Origin of the sequence: Marinimicrobium koreense (genome assembly GCF_003762925.1) — a bacterium.
Classification (GTDB): Bacteria; Pseudomonadota; Gammaproteobacteria; order Pseudomonadales; family Cellvibrionaceae; genus Marinimicrobium; species Marinimicrobium koreense.
In genome coordinates this window covers 337,006-354,363 of the sequence record NZ_RJUK01000002.1, presented here as the reverse complement: position 1 = coordinate 354,363, position 17,358 = coordinate 337,006, and the positions used below count along the sequence as shown (strand labels likewise).

Genomic DNA, 17,358 nt, shown 5'->3' with positions numbered 1-17,358 from the left:
TAACGACCAAAAAACAGGGATTAAAGGACGTTTCATGAATGCCGTATCAACAGCTCTGAAAGTGGTGGGTCTGGCCTGCCTGGGCTTCGCCACCACGCCATGCCTGGCGGGCAGCTTTCTGGAAATGCCGGATACCACCGAGGTGCCGGATCTGGAAGAGCAGAGTCTGCGTCTGGATCTGGATGTGCCCCCCGTGCGCGACCGCAGCCCCGACCCCCAGGCAGGCCCCCGGCTGAACGTGCGCGAATTTCGCGTGCAGGGTCTGGTGGAATACCCGGAACTGGGCATTACCCGGGCCGAAGTGATGGAGAAGGTCGAAGCGTTGCGCTTCGATATGATGGATGAGGATGCCATGCTGGAATCGGGCTATACGCTCGATGAGCTGGCATCGCTATCGGATCTGATTGCGGAAATCGAAGAGGACACCAAAGATCGCCACGTCGGCCCGCTGGAAGTACAGCGCGTGGTGTTTCATGTGCGTGAGCAGCGGCGGCAACGGGGCATTACTCTGGGCATGATTGAAACCGTCGCCGATACCATCACCCGGTACTATCGCGAGCGGGGCTTCATTCTCGCCAAAGCCTATATTCCCGAACAGCGGGTGCGCGACGGCGTGGTCAATCTCACCGTGCTGATGGGCAATCTTGGCGAGGTTCGGGTGGAGAACAATGACCACTATCGGGACCGTACCCTGGCCCGGGTGTTCGATGGCGTGCTGGATAAACCGGTAAAAGCGGGCGTCATTGAAGAGCGCCTGTTTTTTGTCAACGATTTGCCCGGTGTGCGGGCGCGCGGCTTCTTTGAGCCCGGTCAACAGGTGGGCGATTCGCGCATGGTCCTGAATGTCACCGACGAGCGTCGGCTCGATGCCAACCTGCGCATCGATAACCACGGCTCGGAATCCTCCGGCGAGTATCGATTGTACGGCGATGTCTATTGGCACAATCCACTGGGTATTGGCGATCAGCTGCAGGTCGGGGTGCTCAACTCCTACGAGCCGGACAACTCCCTGTATGGCATGTTCCGCTACCGGGTGCCCGCCTACTTTCCGCGCCTGAAGTTTTCGGTGGGCGCCTCCAGCAATGACTTTGTGGTCGGACAGTCGAATTCCGATGATATTGATGCATTGAATATTGAAGGTCGTTCAGAGGTGCTCGACGCGGCGCTGGACTATCAACTGCGTCGCACCCGTCTGAAGAACCGGTCGGTACACTTGCGCTGGGCGGAAATCGGCTCGGAAATGGACTTTGTCAACTCGGCGTTGGTGCGGCACAGCGTTGTTCGCAATCTGACGCTGGAGTACCGCTTCGATCGCCTGGATGAAGAGCGACGCTTGCTGCACCAAGGGGGCCTGAGCGTTACCCGAAGCGAATTCAGCAAGGTGGATCCGATGGATGAGCAGTTGCCTCAGACGCCGACTCTGGTGAATTTGGACTATACCCTGCTCGGCTTCTGGCGGTTACCCTTCACCGAGCTGGGGACCCGGGTGATCAGTCGCACCTCATTGCAGTACTCGGGAGAGGCGCTCTCGTCAGTGAATCAGTTCTCTCTGTCCGGCCCGCGCAAGGCGCGCGCTTTTGCCCTCAATGCCTATTTTGCGGACGACGGTGTACACACCGGTGTCGACTGGATTTTCCCCGGTTTCGGGCCACTGAAAGACGCGCTGCAGCCCATGCTGTTTGCCGACTATGGCTACGGGCAGCGTTACGCGATCCTGGAAGGGGATGAGGACACCGAGGGGGAGTTTAGCAATATTGGTCTGGGTTTTCGGATCAATGTAGCCGGGGTGCGCGGCTCGCTCACCCTGGCCCAGCCCCTCGCGGCCCGCAATACGGCGCTGGAGGATGATAGCGATATTGAGGACGACGTCCGGGCGTACTTCGATCTCCAGTATAGTTTTTAGATGTCGTAGACCACTTAACATTCGAAAAAAGGTGCCGGTTGGGGTATGGTTACCCTCAAGTAGATGGTCATATTGAATATAAGTGCCTTCTGCGATTCCACGATAACGAGGGGTAACCATGATAAAGAGAGTGAAGTCCTTATTCAGACCCGTGGCGGTCGGGCTATGCGCCGCCGCGCTGGTCACGGCCTGCGCGACCCAGCCCGGCAGCGACACCCTGACGCTCAACGAGCGTGATTACTTCGAACGCCCCGGCGTCAACGTGTTGGCGTTCGCCAATCCGCCCGGCGGCCTGTTCTTCGACGCCAAAACCAGTGGTGTGGAAATCATCCACCACGGTGAACGCACCGCCACCAACGGCGATGTGCGCCTGCTGCCCACCCCCGAACAGTGGGACGGTATGGGCCAATTGGTCGAGCGCCGGGTGGTCCGGGACAGCCAGCGGGTGGAAACCCAGTTGGCCTACCCGGAGCACGACTTTGAATACACCGTGGTGACCGAAGCGCAGGGCGATAAAGTCCTGATGCGAGTGTTGCTGGATGAGCCGCTGCCCGCCGCTCTGGAAGGCAAGGCTGGCCTGAACATGGAATTTGTCCCGGCGGCCTATTTCGGTAAGGGTTACCTGGCCGATGGTGTAGCCGGCACCTTCCCGCGCCACCCCGCCGGCCCGATGATTGTCAAAGACGGCCTCACCGAGTCCACGCCGTTTGCCCAGGGTCAGCACCTGGTACTGGCGCCGGAAGACCCCAAACGCACCGTGAGTATCCGCAACCTGCGCGATGAGCGCGAACTGATGCTCTATGACGGTCGCAACAAGGCCCAGAACGGTTGGTACGTGGTGCGCAGCCTGCTGCCCGCCGGGGAGTCCGGCGTGGTGGCCGAGTGGGAACTGGATATCAACGGCATCCCCGGCTGGACCCGGGCTCCGGTCATCAGCTACTCCCAACTGGGCTACCATCCGGCGCAGAACAAGCGTGCCATCATTGAGCTGGACGCCAATGCCCAGCCCGAGGGGGCGGCGCGTCTGCTGCGGGTCAAGGACAGCGGCGCCACCGAGGTGGTCAAGCAGGGGACCCCGGAGACCTGGGGCGACTACCTGCGCTACCAGTATCTGACCTTCGATTTCTCCGATGTCACCGAGCCCGGCCTTTACCAGTTGGCCTATGGCGACCAGACCACGCTGCCCTTTCCGATTGACGACAAGGTCCATGAGAACACCTGGCAGCTGACCCTGGATGTGTTCTTCCCGGTGCAGATGGACCATATGAAAGTGCGCGAAGCCTATCGGGTCTGGCACGGTGCCTCGCACCTGGACGATGCTCTGCAGGCACCGCCCAACTACGAGCACTTTGACCTCTTTGCCCACGATGAAAATACCGATACCGACTTCGAGCCCTTCGAGCATATTCCGGGCCTGAACTACGGCGGTTGGTACGACGCCGGTGACTACGATATCCGCACCCAGTCCCAGTACTTCACCGTGCAGCATCTGGTGCACACCTGGGAGCAGTTCGGTATCGATCGGGATAACACCACCGTGCTGCAGGACAAGCGCTACGCGGAAATCCATCGTCCCGACGGCAAGTCCGACATTCTCCAGCAGATCGAGCACGGCACCCTGGCGCTGATTGCCCAGCACCGGGCCATCGGGCACGCCATTCCGGGCATTGTCGCCTCGCACCTGTACCAGTATCCGCACCTGGGTGACGGTTCCACCAAAACCGACAACAAGGTCTACGACCCGGCGCTGGATCCTCACGCCGACGAGCGCGGTGTGGGTGAGATGTACGAACCATCCACCATCGATCCGACGCCCACCGAGGACGTGATGCCCTCGGACACCATGCGCAGTGGTCGGTTTGACGATCGCTGGGCCTTCACCACCAACACCACCGCGCTCAATTACGGCTCCGCGGCCGCATTGGCCGCCGCCAGTCGGGCCCTGAGTGGCTATAACGACGAGCTGGCCGACGAGAGCCTGCAGACCGCCCGGAATGTCTGGGAGTACGAGCAGGGGCGCGAGCCCAACACCTTCCGCAATGCCAACACCACTGGCGGACGGATTGAGGAAGAGCAGCTGAAGGCGGCCGTGGAGTTGTTACTCAGCACTCAGGAGGAAAAATACGCGGACGCGGTGCGCGCGCTGCTGCCGCAGGTCTCCGAGCGCTTTGCCCAGAACGCCTTCATGCTGGCGGCGGCGCTGCCGCTGATGGATGAGGCCTACGAGCGCGACCTGCGCGAGCTGACCCAGGCCTATCGGGACAGCATTGGCGAGTTCGAAGCCGAGAATCCCTTCGGCGTGCCCATCACCCGTGGCGGCTGGGCCGGTGCCGGTACCGTGATCAGCTTCGGTATCGCCAACTACTGGTTGAATCAGGCCTTCCCGGACATTGTCGAAGCGGACCTGGTGCACCGCAGCCTGAACTTCGTATTCGGTCAGCACCCGGCCTCCAACTACTCGTTCGTGTCGGGCCTGGGGCCGGATTCGGCCACTGTCGCGTACGGCAACAACCGGGCGGATTTCTCCTTCATCCCGGGCGGTATCATCCCGGGCATTCTGGTGCTGCCACCGGACTTCCCGGAAAACAAAAACAACTGGCCGTTCTTCTGGGGTCAGAATGAGTACGTGATTACCGTGGGCGGCAGCTATCTGTTCCTGTCCAACGCGGTGAGCTCGATGTTTGCTCAACCCTGATTGACGCATCAGCCACGCATCGAAAGCGGCGCCGGTATGGCGCCGTTTTTTTTGGAGCGGGAAAAGTCGCTCCGCGCCGGACTAACAAAAAATAACGTGGATTTTCCGCAACCCGCTTTGAGTCCTGCAGTCAAACCGTTAAAGTACCCCTTCGATGGATGACCTGTGCCCGGACTGACGTTTTGCTGACTTTCTGCTCCCGCCCGATGTCCACTCTGGCCAGTGCCACTGTGGGCGCCTTGCTGCTTTGCTTTGCCCCCCTACTCTGGGCCGCATCGCCCGACATCCGAATAGAAGGCGGCAGTGATCGCCTGCGCGACAATGTGCGCAGCTTTATCACCATCACCGATGAGCCATGCGACACACCCTTGTGGCGTTTGCGCGCTCGGCTGCGGGAGTTGAGCCGTCAGGTGCAGTCGGCGGCCCAGGCCCTGGGTTACTACCACCTGAGCAGCGAGCATGAACTCAGCCGGGGCGAGGACTGCTGGGCACTGACGCTGACCCTGGAGCCCGGTGAGCCGGTCCGACTGGCGCAGGTGGAGGTGGTCATCAAGGGCGAGGGCGAAAACGACGGGGCGTTTCAGTCCATTCGCAATCAGCCGGGGCTGCGGGTGGGGGATATTCTGGACCACGGACGGTACGAATCGCTCAAAAGCCGCTTCGGCGTGCTCGCCTCGGCGCGGGGTTATTTCGAGGGACGCTTTGAGCGCTCTCGAGTGGTTGTCGATAAAGACGCGAATACCGCGGATCTGGAACTGATCTACCACACCGGTCCCCGGTATCAGTTTGGCGAGCTTCGCCTTGAGCACGACATCCTCGATGCCTCCTTCATCCAGCGTTATTACACCTTCCAGTCGGGCGAGCCCTATGACACCGAGCCCATGCTCGAGCTGAAAAGCCGGCTCAATGCCAGCGATTACTTTCGCTCGGTTCGGGTCAACCCTCTCCTTCAGGAACTCGACGGTCAGACGGTGCCGGTGTCGATCGAGCTGGAGGGGCGCAAACGCCACGGCTACTCGATCGGGGCCGGCTATGCCACCGACACCGGGCCGCGCCTGCTGCTGGGGTACGAAAACCGCTATGTGAACAACCGGGGCCACGCCTTCAATGCCGATATCAAGGTGTCGGAAGTGGGCACCAATGTGGAGGCGGCCTACAGCATTCCGATGAGTCGGCCCGCCAATGAGCTGGTGCGCCTGTACACCGGCTACCAGAACGAGAAAACCGACGACACCCTCAGCGCCATCAACACCGTGGGTGCCAGCTATACCCGCTCCGAAGAGGACAGTGACTGGCTGCAGACCTACTCGCTCAACTATGAGCGGGAATACTACGAAGTCGGGGGGCAGCCGGAGAAGCGCTCGGACCTGTTGATCCCGGCGTTCAGCTTGTCCCGCACCCGCAGCGACGGCAACAACTACCCACTCTCGGGCTGGAGCTTTCTGGGGCGGATATCCGGGTCGCCGTCCAGTCTGGGCTCCGACACGAGTTTTGTGCAGCTCTACGCCCGGGTCAAGGGAATCTACGGCATTGGCCCGGGGCGGTTGCTGCTGCGCGCCGAAGGGGGTATCACCGAAGTGGCCGAGTTCAACGACCTGCCCGTATCGCAACGCTTCTTTGCCGGCGGTGATGCCAGCGTGCGGGGTTACGACTACAAGTCCATCGGGCCCGTGGAGTTGAGCGAGGAAGACAACGAGCCGGTCGTGGTCGGGGGCAATCACCTGTTGACCACCAGTGTGGAATACGACTACCGCATCATGAATAACTGGGCGATCGCCGCCTTTGTGGATCAGGGCAATGCGTTCAACAATTCGGATTTCGATTTCAAACGCAGCGTCGGGTTGGGCGTTCGCTGGATTTCCCCCATTGGCCCGGTGCGGGTGGATTTCGCCCGGGCGCTGGATGACCACGAAGGTTGGCGCCTGCATTTGAGTATGGGGCCGGATCTATGAAGCCCTGGTTCTGGAAGGCATTCAAATACCTGCGCTGGACGCTCTATAGCGTCCTGGCGGTATTGATTCTGCTGTTGGCGCTGGTCACCGCGATCGTGGCGACCGAGCCCGGCAGCCGCTGGGCGCTGAATCAGGTGGCCCAGCGGTTGCCCCTGACCTTTGACCGGATGAGCGGCAACCTGGTTACCGGGCTGGACCTGGGCTGGGTTGAATATCGGCTGGAGGAGCAACATTATCGGATAGAAGATCTGTCCTTCCGCTGGCAACCTCTGGCGTTGCTGTACAGTGCCGTGTCGGTGCAGTCCCTGCGGGCCAGTGCGGTGGAATTACACTTGCCTCCCCCCGCGGAGGAGGCCGCCCCGGAACCGGACGGACCTCGGGAGTGGCCCACCTTGGCGCTGCCGGTGCGGATCGAATTGGGTGGAGTCGACTTGCGCAACATCCGCATCCACCAGCAGGAACAGGTAACCGAGCTCTACGGCATCAGCGGCACGCTCAGTCTGGGAACTTTCAACCTGCGGGTGTGGGATCTTGCCGCGGTGGGGCCGGAGTTCGAGGTGAGACTTAACGGTCGCACAGCACTGCGCTACCCCTATGACTCGAATCTGGCGTTGGCCTGGCGCTACACCCTGCCGGAGTTGGGCGAACAGCCCATGACCTTTCGGGGGGAAGCGGATATCGAAGGCGACCTGACCAGCGTCACCGCCGAGCACCGTCTTACCGCACCGGCCACCATGACCAGTGATCTTCGCTTCTGGCCCAACCTGGATGACGAACAAACCCAGCCACAGTTGGTGCTGGATACGCTCTGGCCGGAGCAGCTGTTGCCACCGACACTATTCCCCGCCGACTGGCCGGTGCTGGAAACCGGTGGACGGCTGCAGTTGTCCGGTTGGCTCAACGATTACCATCTGGAGGTCGCCTTCTCTGGCCAGGGGCCGGGTCTTCCGTCGGTGAACGCTCGTGCCAAAGGGCTCGGCAGTCTCGAACACGTGGCTCTGGAAACTCTGGCCATTGACCTGCCCGACGGAGGGCTGAATGCCAGCGGCACACTGCGCTGGGCGCCGCAACTGGAATGGGATGTGGGCGTTGAGTTCCAGAAAATAAATCCCGCCGAACTGCCGGTGCCAGCCCTCGCCGGTTGGCCCGGAGAGATAGAGGGGCAGTTCAATAGCGAGGGGCAGCAGGTAGATGGCGACCTGCGCGCCTCCGTAACCGACCTCAATGTCGCCGGCCAGTTGCGCGCCATGGCGTTGCTATTGCGTGGCGATATCGATGTGGAACAGGGGCGACTGCTGACCCGGGAGCTCAGACTGGCGCTCGGGGCCAATCAGATGGTCCTGAACGGGGCCCTGGGGGAGCAGCTCGACCTTCAGGCGCAAGTGCAGGCGCCCATTCTCTCGCAGCTGGACCCCGCCCTTCAGGGAAGCCTGAATGCGGACATGACGCTGAGCGGACCGATGAAAGACCCCCAAGGCGAGGTGACCTTGAACGGTCAGTCCCTGGCCTGGACGGACTATCAGGTGGGCCAGTTGGACCTTAGCCTGGCGCGCACCGGTGGTGACTTCAACGCACAGTTGAGCGCTTCGGATTTGACGCTGGCGGGGCAGTCGCTTGAAACGATATCGCTGGAGGGCCGGGGACGGGTGCAAGAGCACCAGTTGGATCTGGCTCTGGTTTCCGAACATTGGGGCAGCGCCGCCGCATCCCTGTCCGGTGGTTACAGTGAGGAGCGCTGGGAAGGGGCTTTGACCCGCATGGATCTGGAGCCCCCCGACCCCCTGCTGTGGGAGCTCGATCGCCCGGCCCCTCTGGTGCTGTCGGCCCGCGAGGTGGTCGTTCAGTCGCTCTGTCTGAGCCCGGTGCCGCGTTGGCAGCGTCGGGAAGGGGTTGCCGCCACCGAGGCGCCGGAAGGGCGGATCTGCCTGGATGGACAGTGGCAACCGGATGGCGGCGCCAGTGCCCTGGCGCTGGTTGAGGGATTGCCGCTTCGACTGGCGCAGCGTTGGCTGGAGCCCGAAGTATCGCTTGAGGGCACCCTGGAAGGCCGGCTGGAGTTGCTGATGCCGGCCTCGGGGGCTGCCAATGCCCGGCTGAGACTGGAAACCCGAGAGGGGGCTTTGCGCTATCAGTTCGGCGAAGATGATGAGGAGGTCTACCCCTGGCAGACCACCCGTCTGGAGGCTGACTGGCAGAATCAGAAAGTCGAGGCATTGCTGGAGAGCGACTGGGGCGAGATTGGGCGCATCCAGGCGAAGGCCGACTGGGCCACGGATAGTGGCGCTCTCGAGGGAACCCTGCAGGCGGGTATCGACTCCCTGACGCCGCTTGAGGCTCTGGTGCCACAGTTGCAGGATGTGGCGGGCCGTCTGTCGGCGGATATGACGCTGGGAGGACGGGTCAGTCAGCCGTTGTTGACCGGTGAGATCACTCTGCGCGAGGGCGCCGCCAAGGTACCGGCGGTGGGGCTGAACCTGCAGGGATTGCAGCTCTCGGCGCGCGCCATGGAGCAGCAGTTGGCGCTGCAGGGGCAGGTGACCTCTGGCGACGGACAGTTGCGGCTCGAGGGCAGGGTCGAGAATCCGTGGAGAGCGGATCGACAGGTAACCGCTCAGTTGACCGGCGACCGATTTCAGGCGCTCAACACCCGGGAGCTGCTGGTACTGCTGAGCCCGGATTTACAACTGACCATGAACCGCGAGCGCATTGACCTCAGCGGCGATGCGGTGATCCCCAAGGCGCTGGCGAAATTCAAATCCCTGCCGGAATCGGCGACGCGGGTGTCGGACGATGTGGTCCTGAAGGATCGCAATGGCAATGGCGATGAACCGACAGGTCCCCAGTTGTTCGTGGACCTGAATCTGGCCCTGGGCGATGACGTGCGTTTTGAGGGGTTCGGCCTGACCGCCCGTCTGTCCGGTGAGCTGCAGGTACTGCAAAACCCTGAACGGGGGCTGCTCACCGTGGGTGAGGTCGGAGTGGCCGAGGGGCGCTATAAGGCCTATGGCCAGGACCTGGACATCGAAAGGGGCCGCTTGATCTTCCAGGGGCCCTACGACAATCCGGGGCTGGACATTCGCGCTACCCGCGAAGCGGATGAAGTGACCGCGGGCCTGGAAATTGGCGGCACCTTGCAGAGGCCCCGCAGCCGCGTATTTTCTACCCCATCACTGCCGGACAGTGAAGCCATGGCGATACTGCTGACCGGCAAGTCCCTCAACAGCTCCTCCTCGGCGGATGCTTCCATGCTGATCAATGCCATCGGCGGACTGGGGCTTGAGCGCAGTGGCTTCATCACCGCCGAAATCGCCGAAACCTTCAGCCTCGACGAGTTTCGGATTCAGCCCGAAGATGACGTCACCGAGAGCTCGCTGCACATTGGCAAATACCTGACGCCGCGACTGTTTGTCCGCTACGTTGTCGGGTTGTTCGATCAGACCAACAGTCTGGGGCTGCGCTATGAGATTACCGAAGAGTTGCGGTTGGAAGCCGAGTCCGGGGTCACCCAGAGCGTGGACATGATCTACAAATTCGAACGCTAGAATTGGCTGCATGGACCGTTAGCGCAGGGACGCCACCGTCTCGCGCAAAAACGCCTCCGCATCGGCGGCGTTGATCGGGCGGCTGAACAGGTAGCCCTGTATGTCGTGGCAGCCGAGACGGCGCAGAAATTCCCGCTGAGCCTGGGTCTCCACCCCTTCGGCGATGACACGCAAGCCCAGGCTCTGGGACAGAGTGATGATGGTACTGATGATCACCCGATCGTCGTTGTCATTGGTAATGTCGCGGACAAACGACTGATCGATTTTCAGCTTGCTGATCTTGAACCGCTTCAGATAGCTCAGTGATGAGTAGCCGGTACCGAAGTCATCAATGGACAGGCTGATGCCGGCCCCATGGAGGCGGTTGATCATGGTGACCGCCCGCTCGGGATCATCCATGGTGATGCTCTCGGTCAGCTCCAGCTCCAGGTATTCCGGGGGCAGGGCGGCGTCGTCCAGAATACTTAACACCATGTCCGGCAAGTTCGGCTGATGAAACTGGGCAGCCGACAGGTTGATGGCCATTTTGGGCGGCGCGATCCCCGCGTCAATCCAGCGTCTCAACTGCTGGGTGGCCTCGCGTAGCACCCACTCACCAATGGGCACGATCAACCCACTGCTCTCGGCAATGGGAATGAATTCCGCCGGGGATACCCGTCCCAGGTCGGGGTGGTTCCAGCGCAGTAGCGCCTCAAAACCGATGACGGTGCCGCTGTGCAATTCCTGTTGAGGCTGGTAGTACAGCTCGAACTGATTGTGCTCCAATGCCTGGCGCAAGGCATTCTCCACTCGCATCAGCCGGACGTAATGGGTCTGCAGTTCGGGGGTGAAAAAGCTGTAGGTGTTGCGGCCTTTCTGTTTGGCCCGGTACATGGCGATATCGGCATTGGTGTACAGCTCACTCAGATGGGTGCCGTCTTCGGGGTACAGGGCGATGCCCACGGAGCTGGTAACCGAAAGATCGTAGCCGTCAATACGGAAGGGGCGGTTCAGTAGCGATAACAGTTTCTGGGCGGCATGAGCTGCGCCGCTGGCATCGGTGGCGGGCAGCAGCAGAATGAACTCGTCGCCGCCGGGGCGGGCGAAGGTGTCTTCCTCGCGCACCATTCCCTGCAGGCGGTCGGCAAAGGCCTGCAGCAGTCGGTCGCCGGCCTTGTGTCCCAGGGAGTCGTTGATGTTCTTGAAGTTGTCCAGGTCCAGAAACAGCAGCGCCAGGGTATCGTTGTTGCGCTGTGCGATCCTCAGGGCAAAAGCGGCGCGCTCTTCCAGCAGGGAGCGGTTGGGCAGGTTGGTCAGCGGGTCGTAGTAGGCCAGGCGGTGAATCTCTTCCTGGTCCTCTTTCAGCCGACTGATGTCACTGACAATACCGATGTAATAGGTGGGCACGCCATCGTCGGTGGTGATCTGGCTGATGCTCAACCACTCCGGATAGATCTCACCGTTCTTGCGCCGGTTCCAAACCTCGCCCTGCCAGAACCCGCGGCGGGTGATGTCGTGCCACATTTCCCGGTAGAAAGCGTGATCGTGACGTCCGGAGGCGAGCATTTTGGGGGTTTGACCCAAGGCCTCTTCCTCGGTGTAGCCGGTGATTCGGGTAAAGGCGTTATTGATCATGACGATTTTCTGCTCGGCATCGGTGATCAACACCCCTTCACTGCCGCGCTCAAATACCTTGGCCGCCAGCTCCAGCTGCGCCTCGCTCTGGACCTGCTGGGTAATATCAATGTGGGTGCCTACAGTAATGCCCCGCAACTCTCCCTCTTCGTTGCGCAGGGACTGCCCCCGGGACAGGACCCACACCCAGTGGCCATCGGCGTGTATCATCCGGAAGCGGTTTTCGTAGGTGCCCTCGGCGCCCTGGTCGATGTAGTCCTTGAATACGGCGACGGCGTTGGCGCGGTCCTCGGGGTGGATCAATTCGGCCCAGGCCTGGGTCAGGTTAGGGCGGCCGTCCGTTGGGTAGTCGCTCAGGTAGCGGCCCAGCATGGAAAAATATTCCGGACTGCACTCCAGGTAATCGTCGGCGTGGAAGTATTCCCAGGCACCGGTATTGGAGGCGGCGATCAACGAACGGTAGCGGTCCAGACTGGTCAACAGCTCGTCGGTGCGGTTGGCCACTTCGCGCTCCAGGTGGCGCTTGTGCCAGCGCAGTTCGAGCAGAACCTTGGCGAGGTAGCCCAGTAGCAGAGGGAGGAGCAGAGCAGTCCCCCAGGCCATGAAGTACCAGGAACCCTGAAGCCAACCGCGGGCCGGGGCAATGGAGAGTACCCAGGGGTTGTTGGGCACCTCGATGCGCTGTTCCACCGGCTGATTCAGCGGTTGAGGCGCATTGCCCGAGATGTTGGCGGGCTCACCGGGGGGCGGCTCCAGGCGTTTCAACTCATAGTGGTACCCCTGGCGCTCCAGCTCGTCGAGCCGGGCGACCTCAAGCAGGCGGTCCAACCTCAGGGTCACGTTGGCAAAGCCCCAGAACGCGCCATTAACCGTCACGGGATAGCGAGCGACTATGCCGTCCATGCCCTGGACCAGGCGCAAGGGGCCGGCCACTCTCAACTCGTTGTCTTCGAGGGTCAGCCGACTCTCCCGTCCCTGCTCGGGATCGGCAAGCTGATTGAAGCCGAGTGCCGCCCGGTTGTCCTCGAGCGGGCTCACATAGCGAATGATGCCCCCCGGCGACAGGGACAGGCTCTGAACATCCGGGTAGTGTTGCAGCATGTCCTCGGTCACGGTCTGAAACCGCTCCCCCACATTGCGGACGTTGCGCACGTAGGTGGCCAGGGTGTAGGCCGCCGAGAGCGAATGGCGCAGGTTGGCCTCAATGATTCGGGCGTGGTTGGCCGCCAGGGTGCTGGCGAGCAGTCGCTGCTCGCGAATCAGGGAGTCTCGCTCCTTGCTCATCCAGGCGATGGTCAGCGCGCCGCTGGCAATCAGGGTCACCAGTGCCACAATCCAACTGAGGGTTTTGGGGTGGCGCTGTTCAAGGGAGCGAAAATTCATGGGTAGCCGTGGGTAACCCTGGTGGGGGATGCGTCGGTCATACTGGCGAGTATAGCGGCAACGGCGCCGGTTTGGCCAAGTATTCGAGTCGAGAGGCTGAGCGACGCTTTGCTATGATGGCCGCCGATTCTGCAAGTGGGAGCGTCATCATGATCGATATTGGAGTGAATCTGACCTCGGGCCGTTTCAACAAGGACCGCGAGCAGGTGCTGGAGAGCGCCTGGGCGCAGGGCATCAATGCGCTGATCATTACCGGCACCTCGGTGGCGGGCAGCCGGGACGCGGCGGCGCTGGCGGCGTCGGATAGCCGGCGATTGTTCGCGACCGCCGGGGTGCACCCACATGAGGCGAAAACCTGGGATGAGGCGGCCGCGCAGCAGCTCCGGACTCTGGTACAGCAGCCCCAGGTGGTGGCGATAGGGGAGTGTGGGTTGGACTTCAACCGTGATTTCTCCCCTCGCCCCGATCAGTTGGCCTGCTTTGAAGCGCAATTGGCATTGGCGGCGGACGTCGGCAAACCCGTATTTCTGCATCAGCGGGATGCTCACGCGGCGTTTATGCCCATTCTTCGTCGCTACCGGGATCAACTGCCGGGAGCCGTAGTGCACTGCTTTACCGGTACGGGGGACGAGTTGGAGGATTATCTGTCACTGGATTGCCATGTCGGCGTGACCGGTTGGGTGTGTGATGAAAAGCGCGGTGGCGAGTTGCGCGAACTGGTGAGCCGGATTCCGGCCGATCGCCTGTTGGTGGAAACCGATGCTCCCTACCTGACGCCTCACAATCTGCCCAAAAAACCCAAAGGCAATCGCAACGAGCCGGCGTTTCTGACTTATGTGATCGAGAAGATTGCACAGTGCCGCAACGAATCGTTTGAAGCCCTGGCGGAAACAACGGCTTACAACGCGGAGAAATTTTTCCAGTTGCCCCGGAACTGAGTCCGTCCGGTCGCGTAGGGCGGGTAAGGCCAAAGGCCGCACCCGCCGCAACAAAAGGCTCACCTACGGCACCCAGCGGTGCCGCTCAACAATACCTTACCAGACCTGAGGCGGCGTATCCGGATTGATCACCTCTTCGGATACACCGCTGCCGAGTTGGACCTCATCTTCGTTGATGTTGCCGCCGTCAATAAAAATCGCACCGGAGTACCGGCCCTCAACCCGCAGCGGGCCGCCGCTGACATTATCACTCAGGCTGACGTTATTGAGATGCACCTCGTAGGCATCATCAATGGTCATGGCCAGGGAGTCCGACTCAATGGAGACGTTTTCCATCTTCAGGTTTTTCATGCGCACGATACGCGCACCCATTTCAGCATTCTTCACCGTGACATTGGTCAGGGTCACATCCTCCACCCATTTTTCGGGCAGGCCAATCAGTGAAATGGCGGTGGGCACACCGTCAATCGATACGTCACTGATATGGATGTTGCGGGCGGTCGGAGCCACGCCCATGGCCTCCGGGCCGGTATAGAAGCTGTTGAAATTGATCGCTTCATAGGTGATGTTCTTCATCACCACGTCGCGCACAAAAATGTTCTCGATCACATTGCCCCGGCCGCGCTCGGTCTTGAACCGGATGCCGCGATCCGCACCGTCAAAGTAAGCGTCGTGCACGTAGACATTGCGAATACCACCCGAGGTTTCGCTACCGAATACCACACCACCACTGCCGGTGCGCACATTTTTCGCTTCGAAATGACGAACGACGACGTTTTCCGTGGGGATGTTGATTTTCAGGGCCTCTTCATTGAAGCCGGATTTCAGCACCACCGCATCGTCACCGGTCTGGAAGTGGTTGTACTCGATCAGGACATTTTTCGAGGAGTCCACGACCACGCCGTCGCCATTGGGGGCGCGCAGGCTATCAATGCGCACGTCGCGAACAATGATGTTCTCGCTGTAAATCAGGTGCACATTCCACATCGGTGAGTCGAGCAGCTTCACGCCCTCTACCAGAATATCCTCGGACTCCCAGAACACCATAAAGCTCGGGCGCATGCCTTCTTTCTCGGCGCCCTTACCCCAGTCGCGGCGTGACAGGGGCACCTGGGTGGCGATACCACGAGGCGGTGGGCCGTACTCTTCGAACCACTCCCACCAGTGGTCGCCCTGAGCGTTCAGAAGGCCTTTGCCAGTGATGGCCACGTTTCTGACGTTGGCCGCATAAATCATCGGTGCATAGTTGTAGGCTTCGACGCCCTCGTGCCGTTGGTGCACCACCGGCAGGTAGTCGTCTTTATCGGTGCTGAACAGCACCTCGGCCCCTTCTTCCAGGTGCAGGTTGATGTTGGATTTGAGGTGCAGTGAGCCACTGAGCCACTTGCCTTTGGGGATCAGCACCCGGCCGCCGCCAGCACTGTGGGCCGCTTCAATGGCCTGGTGCACGGCATCGGTAATCTGGTTCCGACGATCATTGGACATTTCGCGCGCGCCAAAGTCGCGAATGTTGAACGTCCGGTCGGGAAAGCTGGGCCGCTCGAGCTGAGGCATTTCAAAAGGCGGGCTCAGCGGCGCAATTTCTTGTGGGACAGGGCCCATCTGGGCTGCCAGAGGCAGGCTGATGGCGGCCAGTACACCGGCTACCAGCCAGGTATGCAGACGCCGCAGTGGCCTCCGCTGATGTTCTGTTGTTGATGAATGCATAGGTTACTCCCGGTTAAACAACCCTATGGTTGGCTGTTTTTGGTTATTGGCGTAGCGTACACCCTGTGCGGGCGAACCCGGAGGCTCTCACTTCCTCCGGGAGAAGGGATATTAGCACTTTTGATGGGGGCTGTTGACCGGCCGGCCGGATCGGCGGAGGTTAAGTTGTGTCAAAAACGCCACAGGCGAGTGATCAGCATGGCCGCCGCGCAGGACAGCCCGACAATCAGCGCCAGCCAGAAACCGTCGGCTCCCTGAGCCGGCACCAACCAATCGGTAAAGGTCAGCACATAGCCCAGGGGCAGACAGATTCCCCAGAAGGACAGCAGCATGATCAGCAGGGGCAGGCGGGTGTCCTTGTAGCCGCGCAACGCGCTGATGGCGGTCACCTGAAGAATATCCGCGAGCTGGAAAATGGCGGCAAACACCAGCAGCTGTGTGGCCACCGCAATCACCTCTGAATCGCTGGTGTACAGGGATACCAGTAGATGCCGGCCCAGTAGCACGATGGGCATATGAATCAGGGCGATGGTCAGCCCCAGAAGTAGCGTACTGCGCGCCAGCAGCCGGGCGGTGCCCGGGGTGCCGGCGCCGACCAGAAAGCTCACCCGCAGGGTCAGCGCCATACCCAGGCTCAGGGGCACCATAAAGAGCACCGAGGTGATGTTGAGCACGATCTGGTGACCCGCCACCACAATGGCCCCCAGCGGTGCCAGAAACAGGGCGATCACACCGAACATGCTCACCTCCACAAACATGCTGGCCCCGATGGGCAGCCCCAGTTTGAGCAGTGAGCGAATGCGGCGCCAACTGGGGGCCACCCAGTCGGCCAGCAGATGATAGGCACGGTAATAGCGGCTGAAATTCAGATAGCCAAGCATCACCAGAGCCGCCGCGGTGTTGGAGATGGCCGTGGCCCAGCCGCAACCCACGCCACCGAGCTCCGGCGCGCCCAGTTTGCCGTAAATCAGGATGTAGTTGAGCGGCAGGTTGATCAGGGTCGAAATCAGCGAGATCACCATGATCACGCGGGTGTGTCCCAGGCCATCGGTAAGGCCGCGCAGTGAGGTAATCAGCAGGAGCCCGGGCACCCCCCAGACAAAGGCCTGCAGATAGCCCTGGGTGACCGCCGAAGTGACCTCGTCCAGCCCCAGTAGCGGCATCAGTGGGCCGGCACTGAGCAACAGCCCGGCCATCAGCACCATTGACACCAGTGCGATGTACAGGCCCTGCCAGGTGACCGGCATGATCTGGTCCTGTTGCCCTGCGCCCCGATGCCCGGAGATGGTGGGCTGTTGGGCGCTCAACACACCGTAGAAGAACAGCAGCAGGGGCATCCAGAGGCTGCTGCCGATGCCCACCGCCGCGAGATCCTCGGCGCTGTAGTGGCCGGCCATGATGGTATCGATCACGCCGTTGGCCATCTGTGCCAGTTGGGCGACCAGAATGGGGCCGCCGAGCAGTGCCAGGGTCTTCCACTCGGTCAATATCTGGGCAACGCGGCCACCACTGGGTCGCGTGGGCAGTGGCTGGTGGTGTTCGTCCATCGGGACAGCATTCCTGATTCATGACAACGGGCGCATCACTATACCCGAGTTGCACGCCGGTTTGGCAAAAGCCCTTG

At 61.3% G+C, this 17,358-nt stretch carries 8 protein-coding genes; 5 read left to right on the top strand and 3 right to left on the bottom strand.

All coding sequences use genetic code 11. From position 1 onward, the window contains the following. The first annotated feature begins 34 nt into the window (after positions 1 to 34). The 4 genes from EDC38_RS13960 (at position 35) to EDC38_RS13945 (ending at position 10,092) form a co-directional block, all read left to right on the top strand. The gene (locus EDC38_RS13960) at positions 35 to 1,903 is read left to right on the top strand and encodes a ShlB/FhaC/HecB family hemolysin secretion/activation protein (RefSeq protein ID WP_123639175.1); all 1,869 of its coding nucleotides are present in this window, start codon (positions 35 to 37) and stop codon (positions 1,901 to 1,903) included. A gap of 130 nt (positions 1,904 to 2,033) precedes the next feature. Then, positions 2,034 to 4,598: a glycoside hydrolase family 9 protein gene (locus tag EDC38_RS13955; protein ID WP_246004446.1), complete on the top strand. Its 2,565-nt coding sequence runs from the start codon at positions 2,034 to 2,036 to the stop codon at positions 4,596 to 4,598. 182 nt (positions 4,599 to 4,780) lie between these two features. Next, complete coding sequence (locus tag EDC38_RS13950) at positions 4,781 to 6,550, top strand: autotransporter assembly complex protein TamA (protein ID WP_246004445.1); 1,770 nt, start codon at positions 4,781 to 4,783, stop codon at positions 6,548 to 6,550. After that, the gene (locus tag EDC38_RS13945) at positions 6,547 to 10,092 is read left to right on the top strand and encodes a translocation/assembly module TamB domain-containing protein (protein WP_123639173.1); all 3,546 of its coding nucleotides are present in this window, start codon (positions 6,547 to 6,549) and stop codon (positions 10,090 to 10,092) included. Before EDC38_RS13950 ends, EDC38_RS13945 begins: the two co-directional genes overlap by 4 nt. Before the next feature lie 18 nt (positions 10,093 to 10,110). On the opposite strand, the gene EDC38_RS13940 is transcribed toward EDC38_RS13945, so the two are convergent. After that, positions 10,111 to 13,089, bottom strand: a complete 2,979-nt coding sequence (locus EDC38_RS13940; protein WP_123639172.1) for an EAL domain-containing protein — start codon at positions 13,087 to 13,089, stop codon at positions 10,111 to 10,113. 149 nt (positions 13,090 to 13,238) lie between these two features. Here EDC38_RS13940 and EDC38_RS13935 point away from each other — a divergent pair, with 149 nt between their 5' ends. Beyond that, positions 13,239 to 14,027, top strand: a complete 789-nt coding sequence (locus EDC38_RS13935) for a TatD family hydrolase (protein ID WP_123639171.1) — start codon at positions 13,239 to 13,241, stop codon at positions 14,025 to 14,027. Between the two features lie 96 nt (positions 14,028 to 14,123). Here EDC38_RS13935 and EDC38_RS13930 read toward each other — a convergent pair whose 3' ends face one another. Together EDC38_RS13930 and EDC38_RS13925 are read right to left on the bottom strand one after the other, a co-directional pair. Next, positions 14,124 to 15,734 (bottom strand): glycoside hydrolase family 28 protein, encoded by a 1,611-nt coding sequence (locus EDC38_RS13930; protein WP_024462165.1) that lies wholly within the window; start codon positions 15,732 to 15,734, stop codon positions 14,124 to 14,126. A 170-nt stretch (positions 15,735 to 15,904) separates the two neighbouring features. Beyond that, entirely contained in the window at positions 15,905 to 17,281 is a 1,377-nt protein-coding gene (locus tag EDC38_RS13925; RefSeq protein WP_123639170.1) for an MATE family efflux transporter, read from the bottom strand. Between the last annotated feature and the right edge of the window lie 77 nt (positions 17,282 to 17,358).